Origin of the sequence: Bacillus sp. 1780r2a1 (assembly GCA_024134725.1) — a bacterium.
Lineage (GTDB): Bacteria > Bacillota > Bacilli > Bacillales > Bacillaceae_H > Priestia > Priestia aryabhattai_A.
On sequence record CP099863.1, the window covers coordinates 3,595,605 to 3,616,300 of the forward strand.

Genomic DNA, 20,696 nt, shown 5'->3' on the forward strand with positions numbered 1-20,696 from the left:
TTAATCACACCAGGAGGTTACGATGAAGAAACAGTCAATTTTTTTCGGAGTTTTATTAGTTGGATTTGGAATCTTTTTTCTAGTAGACGAGCTTAATTTAAAAATTGCAGAACATTTATACACCTGGCCTCTCCTGCTCGTTTTAATTGGCGTTGCGCTTTGGGCACAATGTCGGATTTCCCAAGACTATTCCAACGTACTATCAAGCTACATATTAATTACATTAGGCGGACATTTTTATGTAAGTGACTGGCTGCCGTTTTGGCCTCAACATACTAGTATGGTTGTTTTGATGGTTGCACTAAGCTTTTTACTGAGTGCGAAAAAGAGTAAAACTGGCCTATTTCAAGGGATTCTTTTATTACTCATTGCGTTGTTTATGATGTTTTCGAATAATTTAAACCAATTTGCTCCGGCGGTTGAAAACGGCGTGAACTATTTAGCCACCTTTTGGCCTATTCTATTTCTACTCATTGGCTTATATTTATTATTTTTCAAACGTAAGTAATATATGTAAAAAGGTTGAAACGAAAAGCGGTAGCTTTTCGTTTCAACCTTTTTTGTTAGTTATTCATACGATATTGGAGTGATCTCCAAGACTGATCTTTTCCTTGACCCGTTTCAGATGAAAATAGGATTAATTCATCTTCAGAGTCTAGCTCTAACGTATCACGTACAACTTTTAAGTGCTTTTGCCATTTCCCCTTCGGAATTTTATCCGCTTTTGTGGCAATAACCATTACGGGAATTCCATAATGTTTTAAAAAATTGTACATCATGACGTCATCTTTAGACGGAGCGTGACGTAAATCAATAATTAATAAAACAGCTTTTAGCTGATCACGATCCGTTAAATACGTTTCAATCATCTTCCCCCATGCTTCACGCTCTTTCTTAGATACTTTAGCGAAGCCGTAGCCTGGAACATCAACGAAATGCATCATTTCATTAATTAAATAAAAATTTAACGTTTGTGTTTTTCCAGGTTTTGAAGATGTACGTGCTAAGTTTTTACGATTAAGCATTTTATTAATAAATGATGATTTTCCTACATTTGATCGACCAGCCAAAGCAAATTCTGGCAAATTTTCTTTTGGATATTGATCAGGCTTTACTGCGCTGATAACAATCTCCGCTTGAGTTACTTTCATTTTACCTCTCCTACTAATGCATGTTCCAATACTTGATCTAAATGAGATACAAGTACGATGTCTAACTGTTCTTGTACACTATCTGGAATATCTTCAATATCACGCTCATTATCTTGAGGGATTAAGATTTTTGTAAGTCCAGCACGATGTGCACTTAAAGATTTTTCCTTTAATCCACCGATTGGTAAGACACGACCTCTGAGCGTAATCTCACCCGTCATTCCTACTTCTCTTCTTACCGGTCTACCTGTTAAAGCTGATGTTAAAGCTGTTGCAATTGTAATTCCAGCCGAAGGTCCATCTTTTGGCACTGCTCCTTCTGGCACATGAATATGAATATCATATTTTTCATGGAACTTCTCATCAATTCCTAACGCTTCGGCTTTTGAGCGAATATAACTAAACGCCGCTTGAGCAGATTCCTTCATTACATCACCAAGTTTTCCGGTTAGCACAAGGCGACCTTTTCCGGGAGATAGACTGACTTCAATTGCAAGCGTATCTCCTCCCACAGTTGTGTAAGCTAATCCAGTTGCAACACCAACTTGGTTTTCTGATTCAGCTTGCCCATAGCGGAACCTAGCTTTTCCTAAAAATTCTTCTAAGTTCTTCTCAGTTACCACTACGCGCTTCTTATCTCCAGATACAATAATGCGGGCAGCTTTACGACAAATAGACGCAATTTCACGTTCTAGATTACGAACACCCGCTTCTCTCGTATAGAGACGAATGATTGCTAATAAAGCATCTTCACGAATTTGAAGGTCAGCTTTTTTCAAGCCGTGGTTTTCTAACTGTCTTACTACTAAATGACGTTTAGCAATTTCAAGCTTTTCAAGTTCTGTATAGCCTGCAATATTAATAATTTCCATTCTGTCGCGCAAAGGTCCTGGAATCGTCGCTAAATTATTAGCAGTAGCTACAAACATCACTTTTGATAAATCATACGTTTCTTCAATGTAATGATCGCTAAAATTATGATTTTGCTCAGGATCTAAGACCTCAAGCATAGCAGAAGACGGGTCTCCACGGAAGTCGTTAGACATTTTATCAATCTCATCTAATAAAAAGACAGGGTTAACTGTACCAGCTTTTTTCATTCCTTGAATAATGCGTCCAGGCATGGCACCTACGTATGTACGGCGATGACCTCGAATTTCAGATTCATCACGCACGCCACCGAGCGATACGCGGACAAAGTTTCGGTTTAATGCTGTTGCAATAGAGCGTGCCAGAGACGTTTTACCTACTCCTGGAGGTCCAGCTAAACAAAGAATTGGTCCCTTTAATGAGTTCGTTAGTTTTTGCACAGCTAAGTATTCAAGCACTCGCTCTTTTACTTTTTCAAGACCATAATGCTCTTCATTTAGAATTTTATCTGCACGATGAATATCTAAACGATCTTCTGTTTCCTTTGTCCATGGCAAAGTAAGTAACCAATCGATATAATTGCGAATAACTGAGCTTTCTGCAGAGGTAGCAGGGATTTTCTCATATCGATCTAGTTCTTTTAACGCAGTCGTCATCACACGCTCGGGCATACCACTTTCTTCAATTTTTTCCCGAAGCGTAGCAACTTCTCCGCCTTTTCCTTCTTTATCACCTAACTCTTTTTGAATAGCCTTCATTTGTTCACGAAGATAGTATTCTTTTTGAGTACGCTCCATTGATTTTTTCACGCGCTGTCCAATTTTCTTTTCAAGTTGTAGCACTTCTTGTTCATCTTGAATGTAAGAAATGAGCATGTTCAAACGCTCTTTTACATCTTCAGTTTCAAGAACTTCTTGCTTCAACTGAATTTTAATTGGCAAATGCGAAGCAACAATATCGGCTAAGCGGCCCGGTTCTTCAATGTCTGTTACCGTTGAAAATGTCTCAACAGACACCTTTTTAGATAGCTTTATGTATTGTTCAAAGTAATCTAAAAGCGTGCGCATTAGCGCTTTGTCTTCTACATCTGTTTCATGTTCTTCATTGTATTTCACTACATCAGCCAGGAAGCAATCTTCTTCCTCAACTACTTCCTTAACTTTAATACGGTTTAATCCTTCAACCAATACTCTCATCGTTCCATTTGGCAACTTTAACATTTGTTTAATCTTTGCTAAAGTACCTATTCTATATAAGTCATCAACCGATGGTTCATCGATGCCCATTTCCTTTTGAGAAACTAAGCACACCAAATGGTCGTCCATCATTGCTTTTTCTAAAGCCTGCACAGATTTATCTCTTCCAACATCTAAATGTAATACCATAGTTGGATAGACAATAAGCCCACGTAAAGGTAAAAGTGGAATGCGAATTGTTTCATTTTTCGTCATTCAATGAACACCTCCAATGCCCGTTTATTCCATAGTATGTAAGGGATAAATTCTGCTTCAATTTTATCCTATTTAACTTGGCATGTCTAATAATAGTAATTATTAATTGTACCATGTGAAGTCTTTGAAATGCAAAGTGAAATCAATATCTTTTTTCACATAGAAAAAGCCTTTTTCGTAAAGCGTGTATAAAGGTTTTATACGCGAAAAAGGCAGATGATATTCATATAAAAAAATTTTTCCAACTAAATGTTATCAATATTACATAGATTCACGCTTTGGCACCCCAGCTTCTTTTGATAGATGAGCAACGTGATCTTGTATTGGTAAGAGTGCATAATTTAAAACATCTGCTAGTTGAGTCACTGGTAAAATTTCAATTCCTCGAATCTGTTCTACCATTCCATTCATATTTTCCTTTGGAACGATTACGTGAGTTACTCCTGCCTGCTTTGCAGCTTTAATTTTAGGAATGACGCCTCCAATTGGTTTAACATTTCCATGCAATCCAATTTCTCCAGTCATTGCAACTGTATGTTTGATTGGCACTTCATAGATAGCAGAATAAATGCCTGTTGCCATGGCAATTCCAGCCGAAGGTCCATCAATTGGTACTCCTCCAGGAAAGTTTACATGAATATCATATTCATCGGCAGGCACAGCCATGGAGCGGAGTACAGTAATGACGTTTTCAATTGAACTTCTTGCCATACTTTTTCTTCGTACTGATTTTCCTTGCCCATTAATGTTTTCTTCTTCAACTATACCTGTGATGGTGATATTTCCCTTTTCTTTTGCTTTAATTGCTTTTACTTCAATTTCTAACAGCGCACCAGAATTAGGTCCATATACAGCTAATCCATTAATTAGTCCTACTTGTTCTTGTTCTGGAATCTTCGGCTCGTGACGTGGAGTTAGCTGACTCGAATGAATAATCCATTCAATATCTTCATTCTTTATGTCTTTACGATCTTCTGAAATTGCCAATCCAGCTGCAATTTGCATCATATTAACCGTTTCTCGACCATTGCGAGCATATGTAGACAACATAGACAGGCCTTTGTCTGTTACTTCCATTTGTACTTTTTGAGCAGCTTTTTTCGCAACACTAATGATTTCATCTTGATCAAGTTCACGAAAAAACACTTCCACACAGCGTGAGCGAATGGCTGGCGGAATTTCATTAGGTGTTCTTGTTGTGGCCCCAATTAAACGAAAGTCTGCAGGGAGTCCATTTTGAAAGATGTCGTGAATATGAGTTGGAATTTGTGCATTTTCTTCACTATAATACGCACTTTCCATAAACACTTTTCTGTCTTCTAATACCTTTAGTAATTTGTTCATTTGGATAGGATGTAGTTCACCAATTTCATCAATGAATAAGATTCCTCCGTGAGCATCCGTTACAGCACCTTGCTTTGGCTGAGGAATTCCAGCTTGTCCCATAGCCCCAGCTCCTTGATAAATAGGGTCATGCACAGATCCAATAAGGGGGTCTGCAATTCCTCGTTCGTCAAAACGCGCTGTCGTCGCATCAAGCTCTACAAATACTGATCCTTTTTTGAAAGGAGACTTCTGATTCTTTTTTGCCTCTTCTAATACAAGACGAGCTGCTGCCGTTTTACCTACGCCTGGAGGTCCATATACGATAACGTGCTGTGGGTTTGGACCACATAGCGCGGCCTTTAAAGCACGAATGCCATCTTCTTGTCCCACGATATCATGAAAACTTGACGGCCTAACTCTTTCTGCTAATGGTTCAGTTAGTGAAATGGCACGCATTTTTCGCAATTGATCCATTTCTTTTTTTGATTCCCGATCAATTGATACCTTTTGTGTGCGCTGATTGCGCAATAAGTTCCAAAAGTACAAGCCAATAATGATACCAAAGAACAGCTGAACCATTAAGGCAATATTCGTCCAATTCATAAGTAACCTCCTGCAACAATTGTTAAGATAATTATTTGTTATTATCTCCTTGCAACAGGTGGAATAAACAAATTTAGCATAAAATTCTTTATAAAATAAAAAAAACAGAGCGCTAAAAAACTAACGCCCTGTCTTCTTATTTATTAAGCAGATGTTTTACTTCCCTGTTCAACGGTTGAACCATCTTCTAGAATAAACTTAGGTGCTACTTGATCACGAACCGTTTCTCCAGTGATAATACATTTTACAATGTCTTCACGGGAAGGCAAATCATACATTACTTCTAGCATAATGCCTTCAATAATTGAACGTAGACCACGTGCACCTGTTTTACGTTCAATTGCTTTACGAGCAATTTCAACAAGTGCTTCATCTTCAAACTCTAGCTCAACATTATCTAGCTCAAGAAGCTTTTGATATTGTTTTACTAGCGCATTTTTTGGCTTTGTTAAGATCTCAACAAGCGCTCCTTCATCTAAAGGTACAAGGCTAGCCGTAACAGGTAGACGACCGATAAACTCAGGAATTAAACCAAATTTTAATAAGTCTTCTGGCAGCACTTTTGATAATAATTCTTTATCGTTAAGATCCGCTTGCTTTGTTTCTGAACCGAATCCAATTACTTTCTTACCTAAACGACGCTTGATAATTGGTTCAATACCATCAAATGCCCCACCACAAATAAATAGAATATTTGTGGTGTCAATTTGAATGAATTCTTGATGCGGGTGCTTACGTCCACCTTGTGGAGGAACGCTTGCTACAGTTCCTTCAAGAATTTTAAGCAATGCTTGCTGAACACCTTCACCAGATACGTCACGCGTAATTGATGGGTTTTCAGATTTTCTTGCTACTTTATCAATTTCATCGATATAGATAATGCCTTTTTCTGCCTTCTCTACATCATAATCAGCAGCTTGAATTAGCTTTAGTAAGATATTCTCAACATCCTCACCAACGTAACCAGCTTCTGTTAATGACGTCGCATCAGCAATAGCAAACGGCACGTTTAAAATGCGAGCTAAAGTTTGAGCAAGTAATGTTTTACCACTACCCGTTGGACCAATTAAAGAAATGTTACTTTTAGCTAGTTCAACATCATCAATCTTACTGTTGGAGTTAATGCGTTTATAATGGTTATAAACAGCTACAGCCAAAGACTTTTTCGCTTCATCTTGGCCAATTACATACTCATCTAGAATTTCACAGATTTCTTTTGGTTTTGGTACATCTTTAAACTCTACTTCTTCTTCTGTTCCAAGCTCCTCTTCAACAATCTCAGTGCAAAGCTCGATACATTCATCACATATGTAAACACCTGGACCAGCAACTAATTTACGAACTTGTTCTTGTGTTTTACCACAAAAAGAACATTTTAGTTGCCCTTTTTCATCGTTAAATTTAAACATAATTTTCACCCCTTATAGTAATGACTAAAGTGCTGGAAGCTCACTTAATCCGAGTTATTTGCCAACTGCTCTTTCTCTTCTTAGTAAAAGCATGACCTTTTATCATACCGAGTTTTCCATGTATGAAAAGATTTGTATTGCATTTTATCATACATTTTTCGGAATAGATACTAAAACGTTTTATGTATAAACACTTGATGAGTGAAAAGCATCGATTGGCTATTATGTATTGTCAGCTTATTAAGCCAATTTCATAACTACGGATTTTTGACAATTGAACAAAACAGCGTGCTGGCGTGTCGTTATGGTATGAAAAAACTTTTGAAGGTTATAAAACAAGGCACGATCAAGTCGCGCCTTGTTCTTTACTATTATTATGCTACAGCTTTGCTGTTTTCTACAAGAAATTCTACAGCTTTGCGAATCTTCATGTCAGCTTTAACTGTTTCAAGACTGCCAAGCACTTTCTTAATTTCTTCGACAGGCATGTTGTACATTCCTGCCATGCTCTCTAATTCTTTTTCTACTTCTTCGTCAGTTACTTCAAGATTTTCAGCTTGAGAAATAGCTTCTAACGTTAAGTTGATCTTCACGCGCTTTTCAGCGTCTGGACGCATTTGGTCACGTAAAGCTTTTTCATCTTGACCAGAGAACTGGAAGTATAGCTCAAGGTTTAAACCTTGCATTTGTAAGCGTTGCTCGAATTCTTGCATCATGCGATCCATTTCAGTTGCATACATTGCTTCTGGAATTTCAACTTCTGCGTTTTCAGCAGCTTTTTCTACTAATGCATCACGTAGAGCTGATTCAGCTTCATTTGTTTTTGCAGTTTGTAGGTTTTCTTTTGTTTTTGCTTTTAATGCTTCTAAAGTTTCTACTTCTTCGTCTACATCTTTAGCAAACTCATCGTCTAATGCAGGTAATTCTTTTGCTTTAATTTCGTGTACTTTCACTTTGAAAGTTGCTTTTTTACCAGCAAGCTCTTCAGCATGGTACTCTTCTGGGAACGTTACTTCAACGTCTTTTTCAGCTCCAACTTCTAAGCCTACTAATTGCTCTTCAAAGCCTGGAATAAATGTGTTAGAACCAATTTCTAATGAATAGTTCTCACCTTTTCCACCTTCGAATGCTTCTCCGTCAACGAATCCTTCAAAGTCGATTACAGCAGTATCGCCTTCAGCAATAGCACCTTCTTCTTTTACTACTAGCTCAGCTTGACGCTCTTGAAGAGATTTTAATTCTGCTTCAACATCTTCGTCAGTTACTGTTGCGTCTAATTTTTCAACTTCTAAGTTTTTGTATTCGCCTAATTTTACTTCAGGCTTAACTGTTACTTTAGCAGTGAAAACTAAATCTTGTCCTTTTTCGATTGTTTCAACATCGATTTCTGGACGATCTACTGGCTCGATACCAACTTCGGCAACAGCGTTGCTGTAAGCTTCTGGTAATAAGATATCTAATGCATCTTGGTATAAAGATTCTACACCAAAGCGTTTTTCAAATAGTGGACGTGGCATTTTCCCTTTACGGAAACCTGGTACGTTTACTTGTTTAACAACTTTTGTGAATGCTTTATCTAAGGCTTTATTGAATTCAGCAGCTTCAACTTCTACTGTTAAAACGCCTTGATTACCTTCTTGTTTTTCCCATTTTGCAGACATGTATATTTCCCTCCAAAATCATTTTAAGTAGTGATTTTCACTCTGATAATGAGATCAATGCTTCCTTCATTATCTATCGAACTCCCTATTACTTTAAAGTAAGTAGGAACGTGATGTAAAGATGAAATTCTACTATACTTGTTTAAGTGCATTTTACAACCATTATATTATAACATACAACAAAGACGTTTCAACAAAACACCTCATTTTATATTAAAGAAATTTCTTCAATTTCCTTTAGGTGTTTAATAGCTTGTTTTAAATCATCAGCAGAGAAGTTATGCATTAATGCAATTTGCTCAGTATCAACCTCTTCACCATATAGTTCATTTGCAACTGCATATAGCGCCTCCACCCAGATATCTACATGTTCATTAACCGGATTCAATGGAAATAAAACATACAAATAGCGATTCCAAATCTCTAAGCTTGCTTGAAGCATAGTGGGATTTTCGTGTTCCAACTTTTCCCTCAGGGATTTCTCAACATGAATGGCTAAAGGAGATGGTATTAGTTGTTGTAAAGTGAGCGGATTAATTTTTTTCTCACGCTGAAATTTGTTGATTTGAAAGTCATAGTTAACCTGCTCCTTCATTAATATTTTAAGAGCCTCAGTTTTCACAATAGGATGAATGTATTCATTTTTAAATAGCTCTTGTAAAAAGAAGCTATACTGATTCATTCGATGGAGAGGGAGCGTATGTAAATAATCAATTTGATTTGCAACGACCGTCTCATTTAAGAACTCTTTTAAGCGTGTAAGTTGCTCCTGCTCTGTTTGTCCTTCTATATCCATTTCTTGATTCATTCTTGATAAGCAAAACGCTAAAAGTTGATTAATTTGTTCTTGATACTCAGCAGGTACATCATGTTCTTCTACAACAGCCTGCAAGGTTTCATAACCTTCTTTGTACTCACCAAGCTGTATAAGAATCATTAAAAGCATTTGTAGATTATCATAGTAATGTCCGATATCTTCATGTAACATCTTTTTACAAATCGTTTTAGCTGTTTCGACCTCACCTAGCTCTAAATAGCATACAGCTAGCCCGAACAATACGTCTCGGTGTTCTTGGTCTATTCCATATGCTTGCTCAAATAAATTCAGAGCCTCATTAAAGCGCTTATGCTGTAGATATTCTTTCGCTTTTTCTACTAAACGCTCTTGCAAATGAGGAAACGCAATTACATTATCTCGCTTTTGCTCTGTCATATTCTCTCCTCACTTCACATTTACTTGCTATACAGTTTAGCAAGTTGTCTAATAGAACGCAAAAAAGAGCCGAGCAAAGACGTAACTTTGCCCAGCTTTTTTCAATATCGAACGGTATTGTGTTCATACTGATCAATGTCAGAGTCAAACGATAATGTATAACCAATTTCATCAAACCCATTTACAAGCATATATTTCCAATGGCTATTAATGTCAAACGTTCGTTTGAATCCAGCTTTATCTGAAATTGTTTGCTGATGTAAATCAATTGTGCAATTATAATCAGCTGCTTTGGACTCCTTCAATAGATACTCAACATCTTCAACCGGTAATGTAATTGGTAGAATTCCATTTTTCAGACAGTTTTGTTGAAAGATATCTGCAAAGGATGGCGCTACAATAGCTCTAAAGCCGTAATCTAACAATGCCCACGGTGCATGTTCACGTGAAGAACCACACCCGAAGTTTTCATTTGCAACTAAGATTGTTGCTCCTTCATTTTCAGGCGCATTTAGCTCAAAGCTAGGATTTGGTGTTACTCCATCTTCATTATATCGCCAATCAAAAAATAAATATTTTCCAAAGCCAGTACGCTCAATGCGCTTTAAGAACTGCTTTGGAATAATTTGATCTGTATCGACGTTAGAGCGGTCCATCCCGGCTACTTTTCCTGTTTCAACTGTAAATGCATTCATGTTACCTCTCCTTATCTCACAGCTTCTTCTTGTAATTTACGAACGTCTACAAAGTGACCATATACTGCTGCTGCCGCTGCCATTACCGGACTAACAAGGTGTGTTCGTGCCCCTTTACCTTGACGTCCTTCAAAGTTACGGTTTGACGTGGAAGCACAGTGTTCCCCTTGAGGAACTAAATCTGAGTTCATTCCTAAACACATGCTACATCCTGAATCGCGCCATTCAAATCCGGCTTCAACAAACGTTTTAGCAATGCCTTCCTCTTCAGCAATACGCTTGATTTTCTGAGAACCTGGTACAACCATCGCTCGCACATTCGGTGATACTTTCTTTCCTTTTATAAAAGAAGCTGCATCACGCAGATCCGATAAGCGAGCGTTCGTACAGGAACCAATAAACACGTGTTGAATTGGAATATCTTCAATTGCCATACCTGGAGTTAACCCCATGTAGTCTAGCGCTCTTTCCAATGATTTGCGTTCTGAATCTGTGTTACACGATTCGAATGTAGGAACTGTTTTACTAATGTACGAACTCATTGCAGGGTTTGTTCCCCATGTCACAACAGGCTCGATTTCATTTGCATCAATTTCTAGCGTTTGATCGTATTCTGCTCCTTCATCAGAAGCTAACGCTTTCCACTTTTCAACTGCTTCAGCGAACTTTTCACCTTTTGGTGCATATTCTCTTCCTTTAATATAAGAAAAAGTTACTTCATCAGGGCTGATTAAGCCTGCTTTTGCTCCCGCTTCAATGGACATGTTACAAATGGTCATACGCTCTTCCATCGAAAGCTGCTTAATACAATCCCCCGTGAATTCAATGATAGATCCTGTTCCGAAGTTCACACCAAATTTCTGAATAATTGCTAGCACGATATCTTTTGCAAATACACCGTTTTTCTTTTGGCCATTTACTTTTACTTGAATCGTTTTCGGCTTTGCTTGCCAAAGTGTTTGAGTAGCTAACACGTGCTCAACTTCACTCGTACCGATACCAAATGCTAATGCCCCAAACGCTCCGTGGGTAGATGTATGGCTATCCCCACATACTATTGTCTTTCCAGGCTGCGTTAAGCCTAATTCTGGTCCAATAATATGAACGATTCCTTGTTCTTCATTCGTTAAGTCTAATAACCTCACGCCGAACTCAGCACAGTTTGCAGATAATGTATCAACTTGTTTTTTTGCAATTGGATCTTTGATGTTGAAACGGTCAACGGTTGGAATATTGTGATCCATCGTTGCAAACGTCAAATTAGGTTGCCTTACTTTTCGTCCAGCAACACGTAAGCCTTCAAATGCTTGAGGTGACGTTACTTCGTGAATAAGATGAAGGTCAATGTATAATAAATCCGGCTTCCCCTCTTCTTGGCGTACTACATGCTGTTCCCATAGTTTCTCAATAATGTTCTTTGCTTTCATCTTGCTCCTCCTTTCCAGTTATGAAAAACGTTTCTCACACAAAGGTGAGAAACGCATGATTAACTATAAGCCGTCATAATGTTAATAATTGCAGAGTCATCAGCAATCGTATCTACAATTGCTTCGACCATTTTTTCAGTTGATAAATAATGTGATCCGTTCGCTAAATCTGCTGTACGATGACCAGCGTTTAATACGTGTTCTACCGCTTGTTCCACTGCCTTGGCTTCTTCTTCAAAGCCAAATGAATGTCTTAGCATCATCGCTGCTGATAAAATAGCTGCGATTGGATTGGCTTTATTTTGCCCGGCAATATCTGGTGCTGAGCCATGAACAGGTTCATAAAGAGAAGGTCCGTTTAATGTCAAACTAGCAGATGGTAACATCCCTAAAGATCCAGCTAGCATCGACGCTTCATCACTTAAAATATCTCCAAACATGTTTTCAGTAACTACTACGTCAAAATGTTTTGGGTTGCGGATAAGCTGCATTGCTGCTGAATCTACTAGCATATGTTCAAGCTCAATATCCGGATAATCTTTTGATACTTCTTCAGCGACTTCACGCCATAAACGACTTGACTCCAATACATTTGCTTTGTCAACAGACGTAACTTTTTGACGACGAACCTTTGCTGTTTCAAATGCTTGACGAATGATGCGCTCAATTTCTTCGCGCTTATAATATAGCGTATCTACAACGGCTTCTTCGTTCCCATTTGTGCGGCGTTCGCTTGGTTTTCCAAAATATAAACCGCCTGTTAGTTCACGTACGATAATGAAATCAACATCTTGAATATATTCTTTTTTCAAAGGAGAAGAATCTGCTAAACTATCATAATAAGTAACTGGACGTAAGTTAGCATAAAGGTCCAGTTCTTTACGAATTGCTAATAAGCCTCGCTCTGGACGGAGGTGTGTAGGAACAGCATCCCACTTAGGGCCACCTACAGCACCAAGCAATACTGCATCCGCTTCTTTACAAACTGCTACTGTACTTGCTGGAAGGGGTACTCCTTCTGCATCGATAGCAGCTCCTCCAATTAACCCATAGCTAAATTCAAACTGATGGTTAAAGCGTTGACCGATGGCGTTTAAGACATCAATCGCACCTTTTGTAACTTCTTTCCCAACTCCGTCTCCAGGTAACACAGCTACCTTTTTTGTCATGATAGTCTCTCCCTTCTTGTTTACGTATTACACTTCTTGCTCAATACGGTGCTGCTTAATAGCAAATAGGCGATTAATTGCGTTAATATAGGCTTTTGCCGATGACTCTAGTACATCAAACGCTACACCTCTTCCACTTACTTCAACACCGCCACTTTGTACTTTAACAAATACTTCTGCCAGCGCATCCGGCCCACCATTAATGGACTGTAAGCGATAATCTAACAGCTTTACATCTTGTTCTAAACAACGTGCCAGCGTATTGTAAATCGCCTCAACGCTTCCTGATCCCGTTGCTGCTTCTTGAACAACATCTCCATTCTTACGTTGAAGCGTGATTGTAGCCGTTGGAATATTATTAATACCATACTGCACTTGAAGTCCGTCTAGCTTATATTCAACATCATCGTTAACTTGCTTGTGCACTACTAATGCAAACAAGTCATCGTCTGTGATGTCTTTCTTTTTATCTGCTAAGTCCTTAAACTTTTCAAATAGAACGTTTGCTTGCTCATCTTCTAGAACAAACCCTAACTCTACTAAACGTGTACGGAATGCATGTCTTCCAGAATGCTTCCCAAGCACAATTGGATTTTGTTTCACTCCAACAAGCTCTGGCGAAATAATTTCGTATGTTAGTGGATTTTTCAAGACACCATCTTGGTGAATACCAGATTCGTGAGCAAAAGCATTTTTACCTACAATTGCTTTATTAGGTGCAATCGTCATGCCAGTTAGCTTACTAATTAAATCACTTGTTCGCTTAATTTCTGGTAAAACTAGGCCTGACTCAGCTTGATAGAAATCTTTGCGAATGTTTAAAGCAAGCGCAACTTCTTCTAAAGCCGCATTTCCAGCACGCTCACCAATCCCATTGATTGTACCTTCAATTTGTGTTGCTCCTGCTTCAATTGCAGCAAGTGAATTAGCTACAGCTAAGCCTAAATCATCATGACAGTGAGCAGACAATGATACTTTATCAATGTTTGAAACATTTTCTTTTAAATATTGAAAGACAGATCCATAGTGAGCCGGCGTTGTATAACCAACCGTATCCGGGATATTAACAACCTTAGCCCCTGCGTCAATGACAGCTTCTACAATCTGTGCTAGAAACGGTAATTCGCTTCGGCATGCATCTTCAGCAGACCATTGAACAATCGGAAATTTTTTCGCTGCGTATTTCACCATTTCAACTGCTGTTTCTAACACTTGCTCTGGTGTCTTTTTCAACTTATGTTCCAAGTGAATTGGAGAAGTAGCAATAAATACGTGCAGCCTTGGTTCAGCACTGCTTTTTAAGGCTTCCCAAGCGATGTCAATATCCTGTGTAACAGACCTCGCAAGGCCTGTTACAGAAGAATGTTTGACAGTCGACGCAATTTCCTTCACCGATTGAAAATCGCCTTTTGAAGAAGCTGGGAAACCTGCTTCGATTACATCAATACCTAAGCGCTCTAATTGTTTTGCAATCTCAAGCTTTTCTTGTAGGTTTAAGTTAACTCCTGGTGATTGTTCCCCGTCTCTTAGCGTCGTGTCAAATAGGTTAATTTTTTGCACTAGCGACCACCGCTTCTTTCTTTTGTTTTTTTACAAATGGCATCATTTCACGTAGCTGTGCACCAACTTTTTCAATTAAATGCTCATTTTCATTGTTATTGATTGCTGTAAATTCTGGACGATTTGCTTGGTTTTCCAAGATCCATCCTTTAGCAAATTTACCTGTTTGAATGTCTTCAAGCACTTTTTTCATTTGTTCTTTTGAACGCTCATCTACAACGCGTGGACCTGATACAAAGTCACCCCATTGAGCCGTATCAGAAATTGAGTATCTCATTCCTGCTAATCCACCTTCATACATAAGGTCAACGATTAATTTTAATTCATGTAAACACTCGAAGTATGCAACTTCTGGCTGGTAACCTGCTTCTACAAGTGTTTCAAAACCTGCCTTTACTAATGATGTTAAGCCACCGCAAAGAACTGCTTGTTCACCGAATAAATCTGTCTCTGTTTCTTCTTTAAATGTTGTTTCTAATACGCCTGCACGAGCTGATCCGATTGCTTTTGCGTATGCTAACGCAATTTCTTTTGCCTCACCAGTTACGTCTTGGAATACAGCAAATAGAGCTGGTACACCGGCACCTTCTTCGTATGTTCTTCTCACAAGATGTCCTGGGCCTTTAGGAGCTACTAAGAATACATCTACAAATTCAGGAGCAACGATTTGGTTGAAGTGGATGTTAAAACCATGTGCAAATACTAATGATTTTCCTGGTTTTAATCCTGGTAAAATTTCTTCATTATATACTTTTGGTTGATGCTCATCCGGTAATAAGACCATCACAACTTCAGATTGTTGTACAGCTTCTTTTACTGAAAGAACTGTGAATCCATCTTGTTCAGCTTGATCCCATGATTTACCTTTTCTTAAACCAACAACTACGTTTACTCCGCTATCGCGTAAGTTTTGTGCATGAGCGTGACCTTGTGAACCATATCCTACGATTGCTACTGTTTTACCTTGTAAAAATTGATCCTTTGCGTCACCGTTATAATATACTTTTGTCATAATAAATCTCTCCTCTTTGTTTTTAATTTTTTATAGGTTAATTTTTTGTTTAAATCCTAGTTAAATAATTGATGACCATTTTGCAGCTACTTTTTGTGTTCCACGCGGCACAGCTACGGTACCCGTTCGCGTTACTTCTTTCAGCCCATATGGTTGAAGTAAATCAATCATAGCTTCGATTTTACTCGATTCACCCGTTACTTGGATGATTAAGCTATCTCGACTAACATCAAGAATGGTTGCTCGAAAAGGTTCAATAACTGCATACAACTCATTTCGGCTGGCTGGTGTTGAAGCTACTTTCATTAAAGCAAGCTCACGTGAAACAACCGCCTGTTCAGTAATGTCCTGAACTTTCAAGACGTCAATTTGTTTGTTTAATTGCTTAATTACCTGCTCAGCAGCCCCATCATCTTCCACGTTTACTACAAACGTCATACGCGATACGCCTTCTGACTCGGTATGCCCCACTGAAATACTTTCAATATTGAAATTTCTTTTAGTAAATAACCCTGTTACTCGGTTTAAAACACCTGCTCTATTTAACACTGTTGCTGTTATAATCCGCTTCACGGTTTCACCCCCACCATTTCATGAAGTCCTTTTCCAGGAGCAACCATCGGATACACATTTTCTTTTGGTGCTACGAAGAAATTCATTAACACTGGACCATCCGTCTCCATCGCTTCTTTTAACACAGCGTGTGCCTCTTCTTCAGTCTTTGCTTGAAGTCCTTTAATACCATAAGCTTCCGCTAGTTTCATAAGATCTGGCTGATTTGGAATCAGTGAATGAGAATATCGCTCTTCATAGAAGATTTCTTGCCACTGTCGAACCATTCCAAGAGAATGATTGTTTAATATAACCACTTTCACAGGTAGATTAAGCTCATGAATCACACCTAATTCCTGAAGCGTCATCTGGAAGCCGCCATCCCCAACAACTGCTACAACTGTTTTATCTTTGTTTGCCAGCTGTGCACCGATGGCAGAAGGTAAACCAAATCCCATTGTCCCTAAGCCGCCTGACGTTACCCATCGATCTGGATTGTTGAACGTATAGTATTGAGCAACCCACATTTGATGCTGGCCTACGTCTGTTGTCACTACGGCATCTCCATCCGTGTATTGATGTAGTAGCTCAATCACTTTTTGAGGCTTTAACACTTCTGAAGAGTTCTCATACCATAAAGGATATTCTTGTTTCCATCCCGCTAACTTCTCATGCCATTTCGTATAATCTCCTGTTTCTCCATCTTGTAAAAGAAGCTGTGCAAGCACTTCTTTTGCGTCTCCCACAATCGGGATTTTCGTTGGTACATTTTTACCAATTTCAGCTGGATCGATATCGATGTGAGCAATTTTAGCATTTGGTGCAAAGTGCTTTAAATTGCCTGTTACACGATCATCAAACCGAGCTCCGATGCTGATGAGTAGATCACTCTCATAAATCGCCATGTTTGCTGTGTACGTGCCGTGCATACCGGCCATTCCTAAATGAAGCGGATGATCCGCCGGAAAACAGCCTAACCCTAACAACGTGTTCACAACAGGAATGTTTTGCTTTTCCACATAATTTTTTAATTCTTCTGAACCTTTACTCAATAATACACCCGCACCTGCTAAAATAACTGGCTTTTTAGCAACTGTTACCGCTTCGGCTAATTTCTTAACCTGGAGCTGGTTTGGCGTGTATGTAGGCTGATAGCCTGGTAAGTTAACCTCACCTTCATAGCTAAACTCACCATCTCCTTGTGCCATGTCTTTTGGAATATCAATTAAGACTGGACCAGGCCTTCCCGTTGTTGCAATGTGAAATGCTTCTTTAATAATTCTTGGCAAATCACTGACTTTACGCACTTGATAGCTGTGCTTGGTAATCGGCATTGTAATTCCTAATACGTCGGCTTCTTGGAACGCATCTGAACCAATTACACTTGACGCTACTTGCCCCGTAAATACAACTAAAGGAAGTGAGTCAATCATTGCGTCCGCCAAACCAGTTACAATGTTTGTAGCACCAGGTCCACTCGTAGCAATGACAACACCAGGCTTACCAGAAATTCTCGCATACCCTTCAGCTGCGTGAATCCCACCTTGCTCATGACGAGCAAGTACATGAAACATTCCTGAGCCGTAAAGCTTATCATAAATTGGTAAGACAGCTCCTCCTGGGTAACCGAAAATGACGTCAACATTCTCTCTTCTTAGAGATTCAATCAACATATCAGATCCATTCATTTGTTTCCCAATGTTTGCTGGCTCTTTTGTTTGCATATTGGCTCCCACTTTTTCTCATCCTTTCGTTTTCTTAATAAAAAGAAAAAAAGACTCTCCACCCCTGACAAAGACCCACTTTATTAAGATAGGTCAAGGGGCGAAAAGTCTTTTGTACTTTACGCGGTACCACCCTCATTTGTAGTCACGAAGACTACCTCATGAATGTATAAACATTCGTTTTGATAACGAGTGTGTTGGAATAACACTCGGCCATCCTTACTCAATTCAGGATGACACTCTGAGGTGAGTTCACTTTGATGTGGTAACGTCGGCTTCCAGCAACCCGACTCTCTGTTGATACCAAACTATCAAAATTACTTATCCTCTTCAACGTTTTAGTTCATTATTTTATCCTGATGTTATTCTCAGATTTTCACTTTCAAATAACAGAGAAAACTAACGTTTTCAACTAATTAAAATTTTTAGAAAACTTATATTTGAGGACTATCTTACGCCCATTTTTATACATAGTCAACCGTTTTTTGAATATTTTTTAGATAATTTAGACTAAACAGAATTTTTGGATACGCTTTCATCATTGAGACTCTAAGGATGAGAGGATTTAAAAAAGTTTTTCTATCGAGTTCATTTGTATTCCTTAGAAAAACAAAAAGCCTACTTTTTATCTTAAAATAAAAAGTAGGCTTTTAGGACGTCCCAGGAGAGATTCGAACTCCCGACCGACGGCTTAGAAGGCCGTTGCTCTATCCTGCTGAGCTACTGGGACATATTGTTAAATTGTTTCAAAGACATTTTTAATTATATTTAAATACAATTAAAAAGTCAACGTTTTTTTAAAAATAAATGAGAAGAGAGGAGAAATTTTCTCTTCTCATTTATTTTATTTATTTTTTAAGCAAGCGTGCACGTCAGCTGCATGCTAGGAATACGCTCACCGCTTATCTCATAAAACTGTACAGTTGCTTCATTGTCTTCAAGCTCAAGTATAGCATACGTGCGCTCTTTTCTCATACGAGGCAGTAAAATACTTCCGGGATTAATAAATAATACGCCATCCATTACTTCTGCTCCTGCAACGTGAGAGTGACCGAAGCATGCGACATTCGCTCCTACTTCCCTTGCCTTGTAGTGAAGATTCATCATTGACATTTTAACGTTATATAAATGACCGTGTGTTACCAAACATGTAGCTTCTCCCACTTTTTCAACGCGATCGTTGACATAGGATGCATCGTAATCACAATTTCCACGAACACTTAAAAAGTTCGCCATTTCTTTACTATTTTGCAAAAGTTCTGAGTCACCACAATGTATCATTTTATCTACATCTGCATGTCTCTCCTTAATTACGATTAACTCATCTTGTAATCCGTGGCTATCGCTTACAATCAATAGTTTCACACGTCATCACTCCTTTAAAATTGGGCATCAATCAGTGGTTCAAGTTTTTTCAGTGCGTTTGCTCGGTGGCTAATTTTATTCTTTTCTTCTTTCTTCAACTCCGCCATAGCACGCTTCCACTGTTCAATATAGAAAATTGGATCATAGCCAAAGCCATTTTCTCCTCTTTTCTCTTCCAAGATATATCCTTCACACGTTCCGTCTACTGTAATTGTATCTTTGCCTGGTACAGAAAGAGCCAGCGTACAATGAAACCTTGCTGTTCGTTCAGCAAACGGCACACCGTTCAACTTTTCTAGTACTTTCTCTATATTAGCATTATCATCCTTTTGTTCGCCAGCATATCGCGCTGAATACACGCCCGGTTCTCCGCCTAACGCATCAATAGATAACCCTGAATCATCCGCTATAACGGCAGTATGTAATGTATGTGAAATTGCTTCAGCTTTTAAAATGGCATTTTCAGCAAAAGTTGTTCCCGTTTCTTCAACATCAGCAATCTCAGGAAAATCAAGCAACGACTTAACTTCAATGCCTTTAGAAGAAAAAAGTGTTTGAAAATCTTTTACTTTTCCTGCATTCTTTGTTGCAATAATAACTTCTCGAACCATCTTAATCTCCTCCACACCTAATGTTAATATCTTTTCTTATAGCGATTGAAGTACTTGCTTTTGCGCTTCAATAAGGTGCTTAATTCCGCTTTCTCCCAAAGAAATTAATTCATCAAGCTCTTGCTTAGAAAACGTTGCCTCTTCACCTGTTCCCTGAAGCTCAACAAATTTACCTTGCCCTGTCATAATAATGTTCATATCAACTGCTGCAGTTGAATCTTCTTCGTAATTCAAGTCTAGAATCGCACCATGTTCATCGTGTATTCCAACAGACGTAGCAGCTAGATAATCTGTAATTGGCATTTCCTTAATCTTTTCTTCTTTAAGAAGCTTTTCAAAAGCGAGGGTCATTGCAACAAACGCTCCTGTAATAGATGCTGTACGAGTACCTCCATCAGCTTGAATAACATCACAATCAATCCAGATTGTTTTTTCGCCCACTTTATCTAAATCTACAACTGCGCGGAGAGCACGCCCAATTAAGCGCTGGATTTCCATTGTACGCCCCGTCACTTTTCCTTTAGTAGATTCACGAATATTTCGCTGCTGCGTTGCTCTTGGAAGCATAGAATATTCAGCCGTAATCCAACCTTTTCCTTGACCACGCATAAAAGGTGGTACTCGATCATCAATACTTGCTGTACAAATTACTTTCGTATCTCCTACAGATATTAACACAGAACCTTCAGGGTGCTTTAAGTATTCCGTTTGAATGGTAACCGGACGCATTTCCTTTTGATTTCGACCATCATTGCGCATATGTTCTCCTCCTTAAATATGATTTTTTTATATGTATCATTTCGTATAAAACGATGTCAAACACAACACTTTTTATTATATACCTATATCATTCATAAGCATACCTATCCAACAAGAAAAGAGGTCGCTTTTATAAGC

17 protein-coding genes, 1 tRNA gene and 1 other annotated feature are annotated in these 20,696 nt (G+C 38.6%); of the genes, 1 reads left to right on the forward strand and 17 read right to left on the reverse strand.

From position 1 onward, the window contains the following. Nucleotides 1-22 precede the first annotated feature (22 nt). Nucleotides 23-508, forward strand: a complete 486-nt coding sequence (locus tag NIZ91_18155) for a DUF5668 domain-containing protein (GenBank protein USY54635.1) — start codon at nucleotides 23-25, stop codon at nucleotides 506-508. Nucleotides 509-563: 55 nt separating this feature from the next. On the opposite strand, the gene yihA is transcribed toward NIZ91_18155, so the two are convergent. The 17 genes from yihA to rph form a co-directional block, all read right to left on the reverse strand. After that, a complete protein-coding gene (gene yihA / locus NIZ91_18160) occupies nucleotides 564-1,151 on the reverse strand; it encodes a ribosome biogenesis GTP-binding protein YihA/YsxC (GenBank protein ID USY54636.1) in 588 nt (195 codons plus the stop codon). Further along, entirely contained in the window at nucleotides 1,148-3,472 is a 2,325-nt protein-coding gene (lon, locus tag NIZ91_18165; GenBank protein ID USY54637.1) for an endopeptidase La, read from the reverse strand. Before lon ends, yihA begins: the two co-directional genes overlap by 4 nt. A gap of 261 nt (nucleotides 3,473-3,733) precedes the next feature. Further along, nucleotides 3,734-5,401, reverse strand: a complete 1,668-nt coding sequence (gene lonB, locus NIZ91_18170) for an ATP-dependent protease LonB (GenBank protein ID USY54638.1) — start codon at nucleotides 5,399-5,401, stop codon at nucleotides 3,734-3,736. A 143-nt stretch (nucleotides 5,402-5,544) separates the two neighbouring features. Beyond that, nucleotides 5,545-6,810 carry an ATP-dependent protease ATP-binding subunit ClpX gene (clpX, locus tag NIZ91_18175; GenBank protein ID USY54639.1) on the reverse strand — a complete coding sequence of 422 codons (1,266 nt, stop codon included), beginning with the start codon at nucleotides 6,808-6,810 and terminating at the stop codon, nucleotides 5,545-5,547. Between the two features lie 374 nt (nucleotides 6,811-7,184). After that, the gene (gene tig / locus NIZ91_18180) at nucleotides 7,185-8,471 is read right to left on the reverse strand and encodes a trigger factor (GenBank protein ID USY54640.1); all 1,287 of its coding nucleotides are present in this window, start codon (nucleotides 8,469-8,471) and stop codon (nucleotides 7,185-7,187) included. Between the two features lie 208 nt (nucleotides 8,472-8,679). Continuing rightward, nucleotides 8,680-9,684: a tetratricopeptide repeat protein gene (locus NIZ91_18185; GenBank protein USY54641.1), complete on the reverse strand. Its 1,005-nt coding sequence runs from the start codon at nucleotides 9,682-9,684 to the stop codon at nucleotides 8,680-8,682. Nucleotides 9,685-9,785: 101 nt separating this feature from the next. Continuing rightward, the gene (leuD, locus tag NIZ91_18190; GenBank protein ID USY54642.1) at nucleotides 9,786-10,379 is read right to left on the reverse strand and encodes a 3-isopropylmalate dehydratase small subunit; all 594 of its coding nucleotides are present in this window, start codon (nucleotides 10,377-10,379) and stop codon (nucleotides 9,786-9,788) included. 11 nt (nucleotides 10,380-10,390) lie between these two features. After that, the gene (gene leuC, locus NIZ91_18195) at nucleotides 10,391-11,806 is read right to left on the reverse strand and encodes a 3-isopropylmalate dehydratase large subunit (protein ID USY54643.1); all 1,416 of its coding nucleotides are present in this window, start codon (nucleotides 11,804-11,806) and stop codon (nucleotides 10,391-10,393) included. 59 nt (nucleotides 11,807-11,865) lie between these two features. Continuing rightward, the gene (gene leuB, locus NIZ91_18200; GenBank protein ID USY54644.1) at nucleotides 11,866-12,975 is read right to left on the reverse strand and encodes a 3-isopropylmalate dehydrogenase; all 1,110 of its coding nucleotides are present in this window, start codon (nucleotides 12,973-12,975) and stop codon (nucleotides 11,866-11,868) included. Nucleotides 12,976-13,002: 27 nt separating this feature from the next. After that, the gene (locus tag NIZ91_18205) at nucleotides 13,003-14,535 is read right to left on the reverse strand and encodes a 2-isopropylmalate synthase (protein ID USY54645.1); all 1,533 of its coding nucleotides are present in this window, start codon (nucleotides 14,533-14,535) and stop codon (nucleotides 13,003-13,005) included. After that, entirely contained in the window at nucleotides 14,522-15,547 is a 1,026-nt protein-coding gene (gene ilvC / locus NIZ91_18210) for a ketol-acid reductoisomerase (GenBank protein ID USY54646.1), read from the reverse strand. The genes NIZ91_18205 and ilvC overlap by 14 nt, the downstream gene beginning before the upstream one ends. Before the next feature lie 60 nt (nucleotides 15,548-15,607). Next, nucleotides 15,608-16,120, reverse strand: coding sequence for an acetolactate synthase small subunit (gene ilvN, locus NIZ91_18215; GenBank protein USY54647.1), 513 nt, complete (start codon nucleotides 16,118-16,120; stop codon nucleotides 15,608-15,610). Then, nucleotides 16,117-17,823, reverse strand: coding sequence for an acetolactate synthase large subunit (ilvB, locus tag NIZ91_18220; GenBank protein USY57222.1), 1,707 nt, complete (start codon nucleotides 17,821-17,823; stop codon nucleotides 16,117-16,119). Before ilvB ends, ilvN begins: the two co-directional genes overlap by 4 nt. A gap of 93 nt (nucleotides 17,824-17,916) precedes the next feature. Continuing rightward, nucleotides 17,917-18,166: a binding site (T-box leader), on the reverse strand. Nucleotides 18,167-18,479: 313 nt separating this feature from the next. Next, a tRNA-Arg gene (locus NIZ91_18225) sits at nucleotides 18,480-18,553 on the reverse strand. A gap of 125 nt (nucleotides 18,554-18,678) precedes the next feature. Further along, the gene (locus NIZ91_18230) at nucleotides 18,679-19,188 is read right to left on the reverse strand and encodes a metallophosphoesterase (protein ID USY54648.1); all 510 of its coding nucleotides are present in this window, start codon (nucleotides 19,186-19,188) and stop codon (nucleotides 18,679-18,681) included. Between the two features lie 14 nt (nucleotides 19,189-19,202). Continuing rightward, entirely contained in the window at nucleotides 19,203-19,799 is a 597-nt protein-coding gene (locus NIZ91_18235) for an XTP/dITP diphosphatase (GenBank protein USY54649.1), read from the reverse strand. A gap of 36 nt (nucleotides 19,800-19,835) precedes the next feature. Continuing rightward, nucleotides 19,836-20,558, reverse strand: a complete 723-nt coding sequence (rph, locus tag NIZ91_18240) for a ribonuclease PH (GenBank protein ID USY54650.1) — start codon at nucleotides 20,556-20,558, stop codon at nucleotides 19,836-19,838. Nucleotides 20,559-20,696 lie beyond the last annotated feature (138 nt).

Coding starts and splice junctions, on each gene's coding strand:
- NIZ91_18235 (USY54649.1), bottom strand. CDS start 19,799: ATGGTTCGAGAAGTTATTATTGCAACAAAGAATGCAGGAAAAGTAAAA.
- tig (USY54640.1), bottom strand. CDS start 8,471: ATGTCTGCAAAATGGGAAAAACAAGAAGGTAATCAAGGCGTTTTAACA.
- NIZ91_18185 (USY54641.1), bottom strand. CDS start 9,684: ATGACAGAGCAAAAGCGAGATAATGTAATTGCGTTTCCTCATTTGCAA.
- ilvC (USY54646.1), bottom strand. CDS start 15,547: ATGACAAAAGTATATTATAACGGTGACGCAAAGGATCAATTTTTACAA.
- leuB (USY54644.1), bottom strand. CDS start 12,975: ATGACAAAAAAGGTAGCTGTGTTACCTGGAGACGGAGTTGGGAAAGAA.
- NIZ91_18155 (USY54635.1), top strand. CDS start 23: ATGAAGAAACAGTCAATTTTTTTCGGAGTTTTATTAGTTGGATTTGGA.
- yihA (USY54636.1), bottom strand. CDS start 1,151: ATGAAAGTAACTCAAGCGGAGATTGTTATCAGCGCAGTAAAGCCTGAT.
- leuC (USY54643.1), bottom strand. CDS start 11,806: ATGAAAGCAAAGAACATTATTGAGAAACTATGGGAACAGCATGTAGTA.
- lon (USY54637.1), bottom strand. CDS start 3,472: ATGACGAAAAATGAAACAATTCGCATTCCACTTTTACCTTTACGTGGG.
- clpX (USY54639.1), bottom strand. CDS start 6,810: ATGTTTAAATTTAACGATGAAAAAGGGCAACTAAAATGTTCTTTTTGT.
- ilvB (USY57222.1), bottom strand. CDS start 17,823: ATGCAAACAAAAGAGCCAGCAAACATTGGGAAACAAATGAATGGATCT.
- leuD (USY54642.1), bottom strand. CDS start 10,379: ATGAATGCATTTACAGTTGAAACAGGAAAAGTAGCCGGGATGGACCGC.
- lonB (USY54638.1), bottom strand. CDS start 5,401: ATGAATTGGACGAATATTGCCTTAATGGTTCAGCTGTTCTTTGGTATC.
- rph (USY54650.1), bottom strand. CDS start 20,558: ATGCGCAATGATGGTCGAAATCAAAAGGAAATGCGTCCGGTTACCATT.